This is a genomic window from Paenibacillus sp. CFBP 13594 (assembly GCF_014842675.1).
Lineage (GTDB): Bacteria > Bacillota > Bacilli > Paenibacillales > Paenibacillaceae > Paenibacillus > Paenibacillus amylolyticus_B.
In genome coordinates, this window is the sequence record NZ_JACYVQ010000003.1 from 469357 (window position 1) to 481945 (window position 12589).

At 47.0% G+C, this 12589-nt stretch carries 8 protein-coding genes; all 8 read left to right on the plus strand.

The genetic code is table 11. The features are described from left to right. Positions 1-23: 23 nt before the first annotated feature. The 8 genes from IFU39_RS12920 (at position 24) to IFU39_RS12955 (ending at position 12348) form a co-directional block, all read left to right on the plus strand. Entirely contained in the window at positions 24-521 is a 498-nt protein-coding gene (locus tag IFU39_RS12920; protein WP_192133038.1) for a phage holin family protein, read from the plus strand. Between the two features lie 133 nt (positions 522-654). Further along, entirely contained in the window at positions 655-1602 is a 948-nt protein-coding gene (locus IFU39_RS12925; protein ID WP_192133040.1) for a glycoside hydrolase family 25 protein, read from the plus strand. Positions 1603-2542: 940 nt separating this feature from the next. Continuing rightward, positions 2543-4192: an ABC transporter substrate-binding protein gene (locus IFU39_RS12930; RefSeq protein ID WP_192133042.1), complete on the plus strand. Its 1650-nt coding sequence runs from the start codon at positions 2543-2545 to the stop codon at positions 4190-4192. Between the two features lie 174 nt (positions 4193-4366). Then, entirely contained in the window at positions 4367-5371 is a 1005-nt protein-coding gene (locus IFU39_RS12935) for an ABC transporter permease (protein WP_076209595.1), read from the plus strand. 257 nt (positions 5372-5628) lie between these two features. Next, positions 5629-6528, plus strand: a complete 900-nt coding sequence (gene nikC / locus IFU39_RS12940) for a nickel transporter permease (protein WP_192133044.1) — start codon at positions 5629-5631, stop codon at positions 6526-6528. 723 nt (positions 6529-7251) lie between these two features. After that, entirely contained in the window at positions 7252-9132 is a 1881-nt protein-coding gene (gene htpG / locus IFU39_RS12945; protein WP_192133046.1) for a molecular chaperone HtpG, read from the plus strand. A gap of 753 nt (positions 9133-9885) precedes the next feature. Further along, the gene (locus IFU39_RS12950) at positions 9886-11301 is read left to right on the plus strand and encodes a deoxyguanosinetriphosphate triphosphohydrolase family protein (RefSeq protein WP_105597648.1); all 1416 of its coding nucleotides are present in this window, start codon (positions 9886-9888) and stop codon (positions 11299-11301) included. A gap of 21 nt (positions 11302-11322) precedes the next feature. Continuing rightward, entirely contained in the window at positions 11323-12348 is a 1026-nt protein-coding gene (locus tag IFU39_RS12955; RefSeq protein WP_197997771.1) for an MsnO8 family LLM class oxidoreductase, read from the plus strand. Positions 12349-12589 lie beyond the last annotated feature (241 nt).

Sequence of the window (12589 nt, forward strand, 5' to 3'; positions counted from 1 at the left end):
TTACAATCAAAGGAGGTGAAACCATGGAACGATGGGATATCCTATGGAAATGGGGAATTGCACTCATGAGTAGCTCGGTAACCTACTTCTTCGGAGGTTGGTCAGGCGTACTCGGCGTATTGCTCGTATTCGTCATCCTCGACTACCTAACCGGCATCGCGGCAGCGGGTATGAGTGGCAAGTTAGAGAGTAATGTTGGCATGTTCGGCATCGCACGAAAGGTATTTATATTTGCAATGGTATCGGTGGCTCATCTGGTGGACGGTGTTCTGGGAGACGGACATTTGTTCAGGGATGCGGTCGCCTTTTTTTATATCGCAAATGAGTTGTTGTCCATTATCGAAAACGGGGGCAAGTTGGGCGCTCCCATTCCGCCAGTGATCCGACAGGCCATTGAAGTGCTTAAGGGAAAAGGGGGAACCGGGGAACTCCCCGGTAACTTCTCCCCCAGTGCCAAGGACTCTTTTTCACAGGCTGATCCGGACGACATAGATTCACAGGCTGGAGATAGTAAGAAGTAATGCGACTATAGCAAGCTAGCACGTGAAACTACACATAACTCAACACATCAGGGACACGCACACAAGCAACCCCTGATCCCTCCGCATTAACTATATACAAACGGCAATTTGCCGCATAAAGGGTGTGAGAAACATGCAAACGAGAAGTTCGAGCAACACACAGGGCATTGACGTCTCCCGATACCAGGGCAGTATTGACTGGGCGAAGGTGAAGGCAAGTGGCATGACATTTGTATTCATCAAGGCAACCGAGGGGCAGACATATACCGATCCGAATTACCAGAAAAATGTAACGGGTGCACTGGCGGCGGGCATGCTGGTCGGAACGTATCACTTCTTCCGCGCGACATCTACCGATGGTGCCAAAGCAGAAGCAGCACATTACGCCAATACACTTAACAAAGTTGGAGGAGCCAAGGCTTTACAACTTCCACCTGTTATGGACTACGAGAACAACCCAGGCAACCTGAGCAAAGCGCAGATGAATACGGTTGCCAAAGCTTTTTTAACCGAATTACAACGTCTGACAGGTGTAAAACCGATCATATACACGGGCAATTCATTTGCCGGGAATTTTGACACATCACTAAGCTCATACGATCTGTGGATCGCGCGTTACAGCAACACCCGTGTACCGGAAGACCAACCGGCATGGAAGCGTTGGACGTTCTGGCAGTATACGGATTCAGGCAAGGTGAATGGCATTAGTGGCAACGTGGATATGAATGAATTCGAGGGAACAGCGGCACAGCTCAGAGCAAGATACGCAGCAGCCACTCCGAACCCCCCGGAGCCATCCAATCCGACGAATCCAAGTCATCCGAATCCACCAACCGAACCACCGAAAGGGGGCGAACCGATGACAGCCGAAGAGAAAGCAGCGTTTGATGCGCTCAAATCCCAGGTCGACAAACTGCAGGCGCGTCAGCAAATGGAAGTTCCAGTATGGGCGAAAGCTGCTGTGGATGCAGCACTGGCATATGACACCAAAAATCCATTGTTCAGCATCGATAATGGGGCGAGTTATGATTTTTACCGTTTTATTACCGTGATGCATCGCAGAGGTTTGTTTAAAAAGTGAGCTGATTCTTAGCAAATTAAAATTTTTATTTTATATAAATGTGGATTGAGTGGAGAAGGAACACGAGACGCTTTTTGTCGAACTGTGTTCCTTTTTTGTGCTTTGTGTAAGTAATATTGACGCATATAATAAAGTTGAAGACTTATGTCTGTAAATCTCTTGTCTAATTGATTAATGTGATGTAAAGTAAGTTACACGAAATTGTTTTTCACCACAGTTTATTTACACAATCCTCCTCATCATGACAAAACCATAACATATGAAGTTATTGTAATGTCTCTCTGTTGTACAATCCAACATCTCAAGATCTCGTTCATACGTTATACACATCCAATCTGCAAGAGATAACCACCCTAATAAACAACTCACACATCAAAACTACCTAGCCTATGTAGAGTTTCTTTCGTCCGTATTGCAAACGATACCTAGTCCAGCTCCCACACTGCATACTCAAAACGACCCGCACCCGCTCAAGGGATAGGTTTGATTGCAGAGCTAGCAGCGTAGTATCTATATGCCCATCTGTAATTTTAATCTACTGATTTGATCTGTCTAACAGTCCGTAACCGTTTGCTATTACTTATTGACCTAAGTTCAAATAAATCGCAACAAACTCATTTCATTACATTACATAGAGTCATCTCACAAGGCAATTTGTTCGTTGCACGTCTTCTTTTTCTATAAAAGTAATCGTCCATATCCGTAATCCATGTGCAGGATGATCTGGCTTTTACTTATATCCATTATTCATCTTTCTCCCATACGTTTTTTACGTTTCATATACATGCCTTATTTTTCCCGGAACTTTAATTCAGGTATCACAGGCACCTAAAGCCTTTCATTGATACAAGCAAGCACCGAACCAATGGCTATCATTGAAGTTTTTTCATGCCAGCATCACACACATTATGAGACAGGGAAGGGTGTTGTACGTATGCGAATGAGAAAGAAATGGATGTCCGGTTTTTTGACTCTGGCTTTGAGCACCGTCTTGGTGTTGTCAGGCTGTTCGAGCAATGAGGGGGCTGGGAATTCGCCTGCTCCGGCGGAAGGCAGCGAGCCACCAGCCGAAGTGACAGAAGCGCAAGATACGATGATCATGGGCCGCGGGGGGGATTCGGTGGCATTGGACCCGGCAATTGTGACCGATGGAGAGTCACTGAAGATTGGACATCAGGTATTTGATTCATTGCTGGACTACAAGGAAGGCGGAACAGAGGTCGTTCCTGGACTGGCAGAGAGCTGGGAGATTTCGGCGGATGGACTCAAGTATGTGTTTAAGCTGAAGTCCGGTGTGAAATTCCATGATGGAACTGATTTTAATGCTGAGGCTGTTGTGTTCAACTTCAACCGCTGGGGTGATCCGGCGAGTGAATATAAATTCGAGGGAGATTCCTTCGATTATTACGACTCCATGTTTGGTCCAGAGGACGGACGTGTGATTAAGGAAGTGAAGGCAACGGACGAGACTACGGTGGAGTTCACATTGAACCAGCCACAAGCGCCTTTCCTGCAAAATATTGCGATGACGCCATTTGGCATTGCCAGCCCAAAAGCGATTCAGGAGAAAAAAGAAAACTTCAAGAGCGAGCCTGTGGGCACCGGCCCATTTGTATTCAAAGAGTGGAAACGTAACGACTCCATCACCCTGGAGAAAAACGTGGATTATTGGAAAGAAGGACTACCGAAGCTGAACAAAGTAATCGTGCGTTCGATTCCGGATAATACCGCTCGCTTCAATGCCCTGCAAAACGGCGAGATTGATGTCATGGAGGACCTGAACCCGGACGATCTGTCCATCCTTGAAGGCAATAGCGAGTTGCAGAAGATTGAGCGTCCACCGTTCAACGTGGCGTATATCGGCTTTAACTTCAAGAAGAAACCATTTGATAATGTCAAAGTCAGACAAGCCCTCAACCATGCGGTAAACAAGCAGGCGATTATTGATGCGTTCTTTGCTGGACAAGCTGAGCCTGCTGTCAACCCGATGCCGCCAACGCTGTGGGGATACAACGATACCATTGAGGATTACCCATATGATCTGGAAAAAGCAAAAGCTCTACTCGCCGAAGCTGGCTTCCCTGACGGTTTGCCTGATCCGGTAACCTTCTATGCCATGCCGGTATCCCGCCCGTATATGCCTGATGGCAAGAAGGTTGCGGAAGCGATCCAGGCTGATTTTGAGAAAATCGGCGTGACCACGAACATCGAATCCCCAGAATGGGCGACGTATCTGGATGATGCCAAAGCCGGAGAGAAAGACGATATCTACATGCTTGGCTGGACGGGTGACAACGGGGACCCGGATAACTTCCTGTACACTTTGCTCGACAAAGACGCCATTCCGGGCAACAACCGCAGCTTCTATGTCAACGAAGAGTTGCATGTGTTGCTGACCGATGCGCAGAAAGAAACAGATCAGGAGAAACGTGCCGAGCTGTACAAACAAGCGCAGGCAATTATCAAGGAAGACGCACCGTGGATTCCACTTGTGCACACGACGCCAATTCTGGCGGGTAAATCGAACCTGAAAGGTTTTGTACCATCTCCGCTGGGCAGTGAATCCTATGCTAGTGCCTACTTCGAATAGAGTAGAGGTAAGTTGAATCTGAATATGCATCTAACGCAATAACCATTCTTTCTATTAAAGCGCTGGTGAGACGCAATGCTTGGCAGAACCCACATCCGGACGTAACTATCCAAAGCATACGTGTCTGCCAGCGCTTTTTATTTTGCACGATATGTCGAAGGCAGGTGAACAGGATTGAACAGCTATATTGTCAAACGTGTGCTTGTGTTGCTGCCCGTACTGCTGGGCATGACCCTGATTGTCTTTTCCATCATCCACGCGATTCCGGGTGACCCGGCCGAGACCATACTTGGGCAAAAGGCAACCGAACAATCCAAGCAGGCCCTTCGTGACCAGCTCGGTCTGGATAAACCTTGGTTCCAGCAATATTTCGCTTACTTGGGCGATTTGCTCAAAGGTGACCTTGGAACGTCCATCCGCACCAAGGTGCCTATTGCCCAGGAAATTGTGCCTTATCTGACAGCTACCCTTGAATTAACGATGGCAAGTATGTTGTTTGCTGTCATTATTGGGGTGAATGCCGGGATTGTCAGTGCATGGAAGCACAACTCCTGGTTTGATTATTGCTGTATGGTCATTGCTCTAGTGGGTGTATCCATGCCAATCTTCTGGCTCGGCCTGATGGAACAATGGCTGTTTGCGAACAAGTTGCAGTGGCTGCCGTCGATTGGACGCATGAATGCACGTGATCCGGTGGAAGCCATTACGGGCTTGTATGTGTTGGATACGATGATCGCTGGACAATGGAATCAGTTGTGGACCGTAACGAAACATTTGTTGCTCCCAAGTATTGCGCTTGGTACGATCCCGATGGCCGTTATTGCAAGGATGACCCGTTCCAGCATGCTGGAAGTCATGAGTTCCGATTACATTCGTACAGCAAAGGCGAAGGGACTGGGTCCGTTTTTTGTCGTATATGGACATGCACTCAAAAATGCGTTTATCCCTGTGCTCACGGTTATCGGCATCCAGACCGGATCGTTGCTCGGGGGTGCGGTGTTGACCGAAACGATCTTTGCCTGGCCGGGCGTGGGACGTTATATATATGAAGCGATTAGTTCGCGGGACTATCCAGTGATCCAGAGTGGCATTCTGATCGTGGCCTTCTTTTTCGTGGTAATCAATCTGATTGTGGACTTGCTCTACGCCGTGTTCGACCCTCGTATCAGTTATAAATAGGCAATTCATCATTTGGGTTCACACGACACGAAGAGTGCAGAACCAATTTGTAGAAGCGAAGCTAAAAACTTTCTGAAAGAAAGCTACATCGGAAGCAAAGGCTGCGCATTTATCACCGGATTTTCACCTTTAAATAGGTGGACCAATATAATCTGGGGATAATAGCGATCAGAAGATGGTAATGCAATCGTAGTGCTTGAGTGTAATAGAACGCGTTGATCTTTTGTTATATTCATATCCAAGAAAGGAGACACTGCATGGCCAAATTATCGACCAATACCGGACCATCCATTGACGCTGCGTCGGCGAGCACATCCGGTCCATGGCGGGAAGCATGGAGAACGTTTCGGAAAAATCGGCTTGCGTTTGCAGGTCTGATTATTATCGTATTTTTTATACTGTTGGCCTTCCTCGCGCCATACATTGCACCTTACGATTACAAGGAACAGGTGCTAGTGGATCGGCTTCAGGCCCCTTCGGCAGAGCATTGGTTTGGTACGGATGATCTGGGGCGTGACGTGTTTTCCAGAGTGCTGCATGGGGCGCGTATTTCCTTGTGGGTGGGGTTCTTCTCCGTCATTGGTTCCATTATCGCGGGTACGCTACTGGGGCTGATTGCCGGATTTTATGGAAAATGGGCGGACATGCTTATCTCGCGTCTATTTGATATCTTGCTCGCCTTTCCGGGGATATTACTGGCCATCGCCATTGTGGCGATATTGGGCCCGTCGTTGCAAAATGCACTGCTCGCCATCGCCATCGTGAACATCCCGACCTACGGAAGATTGGTGCGTTCACGGGTACTCAGCTTGAGACAGGAGGAATTCATTACGTCGGCACGGACACTTGGAGCGGGCAACGGTCGAATCTTGTTTCGCCACATCTTGCCCAACAGCCTTACTCCTCTGATCGTGCAAGGTACACTCGGAATTGGGACGGCGATCATCGAAGCTGCTGCACTCGGATTTCTAGGCATGGGTGCACAACCACCCGACCCGGAGTGGGGTAAAATGCTGTCGGACTCCCGTCAGTTTATACAAAAAGCACCGTGGACACTGATCTTCCCCGGCGTTTCCATCATGTTGACCGTTCTCGGCTTCAACCTAATGGGTGATGGACTACGCGATACCCTTGATCCGAAAATGGCCAAAAAGTAGAAGTTTCTAATTCTAACCGTAATTGTTTCTTCTATGCCGGTTCGAACTTTGGTTCGAGGCGGCTTTTGTTTTACCCGCGGGATTACGTTAGAATGATTGGTGATGTGTCAAAGTTGAAGGGGTATTCGATCTTTTTGTTAAAATAACCGCCTGCGTATTGACACCCAATTTTCCCATATGTTATATAAAAGGAAGGGTTTAGCACTCCGATCATTAGAGTGCTAACAAATGATGTTTTTACTATACGCCTACATATGGAATGATTCTGTTTTTGATAAGTAGGTAAAGTTCACCTTGGGATATGACATGCGTGTGAAGTGGCTAGAAAAGTTTTTTTGAAATCGAAATGCGTCCCTGACGTTTTTCCATTTGTAAATGTCTCGCATCATTAAGTTGTTTGTCGGAACACCTCGGTAGTGAAGGGGACGGAATCGATTCTGAAGAAGCGAAGCGTTCGCCTTTATTCCCGAATTTCTACCTTTTTAAAGGGAATCAAAGAAATTTGGGAATAACAGCGATCAAAAGAACGATCCGTAACCGGAACGGCCATTAGATAGCAAAAATAACTGAGGTGCTGAGTTCTGAAATGGGGATCTAAAAATGATGGGAACAATTTGATTGGGATATTTTCTAGCGTAACATTTTGCATGTGAGTTCAGAGGTTTGCTTCCTATTGTTTAACTGAATCATTCGATATCCAATTTGAAAGGAGTCCAACCACTCATGGCTAAAAAAGAATTCCAGGCAGAATCCAAACGTTTGCTGGATATGATGATCAACTCCATTTACACCCAAAGAGAAATCTTTTTGAGAGAATTGATCTCCAACTCCAGTGACGCCATTGATAAAATTTACTACAGAGCACTGACAGACGATACGCTTGTTTTCAACAAAGAGGACTACTTCATCAAGCTTACGATCGACAAAGAAAATCGCACGCTCACACTGACGGATACCGGTATCGGGATGACGCAGGAAGAGCTGGAGAACAATCTGGGCGTTATCGCGAAGAGTGGCTCCCTGGCGTTCAAGAAGGAAAATGAAGCCAAAGACGGCCATAACATCATCGGACAATTCGGGGTTGGTTTCTACTCGGCATTTATGGTGGCGGACAAGCTAACAGTAACGAGTAAAACGCTGGGCAGCGACGAGGCGTGGAAATGGGAGTCCGAAGGCGCGGATGGTTACACGATCACACCAGCTGAGAAAGATTCCGTAGGTACAGAGATTGTGCTGACGATCAAAGAAAATACCGAAGAAGATTCGTATGACGAGTTTTTGGAAGAGTACCGCCTGAGATCCATCATCAAGAAATACTCCGACTTCATTCGCTACCCGATCAAGATGGATGTGACGGGTCAACGTCCGAAAGAGGGCACAGAGAACGAGTTCGAAGAGTACCAAGAAGAACAAACCGTGAACAGCATGGTGCCGATCTGGCGTAAAAATAAAAGCGAACTGACCGAAGAAGACTACAATAACTTCTATATGGAAAAACGCTACGGTTTTGACAAACCGCTCAAACACCTGCACATCAGCGCAGATGGCGCAGTGGTATACAATGCAATCCTGTTCATTCCGGAGAACACGCCGTTTGACTACTATACTAAAGAGTATGAAAAAGGCCTTGAACTCTACTCCAACGGTGTATTGATCATGGATAAATGCGGGGATCTGTTGCCAGATTACTTTGGATTTGTCAAAGGTATGGTGGATTCGGAAGACCTGTCCCTGAACATCTCCCGTGAGATGTTGCAACATGACCGTCAGCTTAGCCTGATCGCGAAGAACATTAAGAACAAAATCAAGAGTCAACTGCAAAGCCTGCTGAAGGACGAGCGTGAGAACTACGAGAAGTTCTACCAAGCGTTTGGTCGTCAATTGAAATACGGTGTATACAGCGACTATGGTGTGAATAAGGATACATTGCAGGATCTGCTGTTGTTCACGTCTTCCAAAGAGAGCAAACTCGTGAGCTTGGACGAATACGTCTCCAGAATGCCGGAAGATCAGAAGTACATCTACTATGCATCTGGTGAGTCCATTAGCCGTATTGAGAAGCTGCCACAGATCGAGGGTGTTCTTGAGAAAGGGTACGAAGTATTGTACTTTACCGATGACATCGACGAGTTTGCAATCAAGATGATCACGAACTACAATGAGAAAGAATTCAAATCCATCTCCAGTGGTGACCTGGGCATCGAAGATAGCGCGGACAAAGAAGAAACGGACGCTCAGGACAACGACAACAAAGAGTTGTTTGAAGCGATGAAAGCTCAATTGGCGGGTAAAGTCAAAGCCGTTAAAGCTTCCAAACGTCTCAGAAGCCACCCGGTATGTTTGTCTACTGAAGGTGAGCTGACGATTGAAATGGAGAAAATCCTGAAAGCTATGCCGAACAGTGAAAACGTACAAGCCGACAAAGTACTTGAAATCAACGTGAATCACGATGTTTTCAAATCGTTGAAAGACGCTTTCGCGCAGGATCAGGAAAAACTGAACCTCTACACAAGCTTGCTGTACCATCAAGCATTGTTAATTGAGGGATTGCCAATTCAAGATCCAGTAGAGTTCACAAACGATATTTGTAAAGTTATGGTGTAAACTTCTGCAATATCGCATTGATGTAATAACGGTGTACTGAATCAAAAGTAATGGAATGTTCCATGCAGTTTCCGGGTGAAAGGCTCAGAGCTTATATAGCATGGAAACTACAAGATATCTTTGAATTCACCATCTCCACCCCGACAGGGCGTTTCAGTCCTGTCGGTTTTTTTGTTTTTACCCACAACGGGTAGGAGCGGGGGAGGCAGACCATCATTGCAGCGATGGATGAAAATCGTAATGAAATTCTTTAGCTTTTCAAAGTTTTGAAGAATTCCCCCTTATAGAGAATATGATGTCATTTAGATTTGGTGTGAAAACAGCAAAAGTAGTGAAGGGGACGGAATCGATTCTGAAGAAGCGAAGCGGTCGCCTGAAAGCTTTCTGCAAGAAAGCTGCATCGGAAGCATACGCTCTTCCCGAATTTCTCCCTTTATAAAGGGAATCAAAGAAATTTGGGAATAACAGCGATCATAAGAACGATCCGTAACCGGAACGGCCACCTGCTGGCACCGTGAATACTTAGGGTTGTTCTGCCATGTGAGCAAGCATATGTGAATAATGAGTTCAATATGAATCATTGTCATTTAGATGCACGGATGATAGTCTGGCAGGGTATAATAAGAGAAGATGACTGTTCATTACAAGTTGATGTAAGAAGAGATGACAACCGCAGACAGGTTTCACTTTTCGAAACCACAGATGTTGTGTATAATCACTCAAAATAGAGACAGTCGGCTAGGAGTGATCCCCATGCAATGGAACGATCTGAGAGAACATAGACAATATCCTGAATTAACCAAATTGGATGGATCTCGTGCAGCGTATGAACGGGACTATTCGAGACTCATTCATTCACCGACCTTCCGTCGGTTACAGGGCAAATCGCAGGTGTTTGGCGCAGGAACGGGCGATTATTATCGTACTCGCTTGACCCATTCCCTGGAGGTGGCACAGATTGCACGAGAGGCTGCCCGCAGTTTGATTCGCCGTTTTCCTGAGGTAGACTGGGACCGCGCGGACAACCCCGGCCTTATTATTGATTCAGAAGTGGTGGAGTGTGCTGCAATCGCACATGACTTCGGTCACCCGCCGTTTGGACATAAAGGTGAAGAAGTATTGGATGGTATTCTGGATGACCTCATTAACACCGAGGCTAAGAAAATCATGAAAAAAAGCCGCAGCGCCAAAGTCCCCAAGGTGGAGTCTGAAGTCCGTGCCGAGCTAAAACGGAAATACGAGCATTTTGAAGGCAATGCACACAATTTCCGTCTCATTATGCACTTGGAGAAGCGTGAAGATATCGACGGACTGAACCTGTCTGATGCGGTATTACTAGGAATCAACAAGTATCCGTACCCCGGGACAGAGAGCAAGAAAGGCATGTATCATCATGAGTGGCAATATATTCGGGAGATCCGTGAACGCTGGAACGTGCCGGCAGGCAAGAAGACGCTGGAAGCACAGTTGATGGACCTTTGCGACGATATTGCGTACTCCTCACATGACCTGGAGGATGGCATCAAAGCAGGCAAAATTGAAGTACATGAGCATTTCCTGCAAGATCCGCATGTGAATCGACTGATTGTGGATAAGATTACAACGCTGGAGGATCTGTTCTGGAACGGATGGACCCGAGAAGCGATTGGGCAAAAGGTAGAAGAGGTCCTCGCTTCGTTCCTGCGCATCTGGAATGAGAAGATGCCGTTCTGCGAGCATGATTACTCACGTACCCGTCGTGAAGTGAAAGCCTATTGGGTGAGCTTTTTTGTAGGTAGCCTGGGCGTTATTGACGACGGCGACTGGAAGAAGGTAACTTTTGTCCGTGAAGGGGCTGAAGACCTCGATATGCTGCGTACGGTGAGTGTGCTCAAGAGTTTTGCCTGGGTGACGATGATTCGTGACCTGCGTGTGCAGCGGCTACAGAAGCGAAGTGAATGGATGATTAAGCGATTATGGGATGCATTTCTTGATCCAGAAACGTCCAAATCCATTATTCCATCCGACTGGCTGCAGCGTTATGAGAAGGATCAGGCAAAAGCCCAGCCGATCTGGACTTGGGAACACATGGTGATCGATTATATCGCAGGAATGACGGATGCATTTGCCGAGAAAATATATAATGAACTCTACGGTCTGAAGGTGGGTTCGATCTACGATCTGGATTAAAATGAACCGATATAAAGGGAGATGAGACGCGTGGCTAAGCGAATGAGTGAGACGTTCAGTCTGGGCGTACTTGACCTTGTTCCAAGGTTAAACGATGCCACAGCGGAACAGGCACTTCAACAATCGGTTACACTTGCGCAACATGCCGAGTCTTGGGGATACACCCGATACTGGACATCAGAGCATCATGATATGGCTGAACTGGCATCGGCCTCTCCCGAAGTACTGTTATCGCACATCGGAGCAAGGACAACAACGATCCAACTTGGCTCTGGTGCGGTCTTGTTGCCGCATTATAGCCCACTCAAGGTTGCGGAGGCGTTCCGCCTGCTGGCTGCGCTCTATCCGGGGCGCATTGAGCTTGGGCTCGGACGTGCTCCTGGCGGTGGACCTCATGCCACGATGGCACTCAGTGGCAATTACTTGCAGCATGTGTCCAAGCTGCCCGAATCACTTGCAGCACTCACAGAATTGCTCGAAGACCGCTACATGTACGAGGATCATCCTGTGACAGCTCGTCCGATTCCCAAGCTTCCGTTATCACTCTGGATGTTGGGAACTAACGTGAAGAGTGCAGAATTTGCGGCACGGTTTGGCATGGGATATGTATTTGGTCAATTCATGAGTGATGCCGATGGTACAGAGGCTGTAAAGCGATACCGGGAAGGATTTATCCCTAGTGCAACGATGAAGGAGCCTGAGGTTATGGTGGCAGTCAGCGTATTGTGTGCCGAGTCGGAGACGGATGCTATGGCCTGGAGTCGTGACATGATGGAGAGACGCGAGGCAAATGGGAAAGAGTGTTCAACTGAGCCGAATTCAAGTGGTATCACGGTCTCTAACACGAATGATGCAGCCGTTATTGATCATAAAGAATCGGTGCGGCACTATGCAGGTACACCTGAACAGTTATGGGCTCGATTGCAACAGGTGAGTAGCAGGTTGGATACGGAGAGGTTGCTTCTGGTTACGGCAGGACCAGATTACGAGCGTAGGCTGGATTCATATCGATTGCTGGCTGAGCATAAGACAGCAATACTGAACTAGGCTGATCGCTTTATGATGTTAGCCGTTGAAATCCGAACAAACCGAAGAGCTGCAGATCGGGACTTTACCGTATGCTGCAGCTCTTCGGTTTGAACTTTGTCAAGATTCAACAATCTTTTACAAAACCAAGCATCTTAATGACAAAATAATGTTATAATACTTTACGTCTATTTTCCTATCGATATAATATAGATAAGTTCTTTTGACAAGAGGTCAAAAGAAGGGGAAAACAATGACAAAC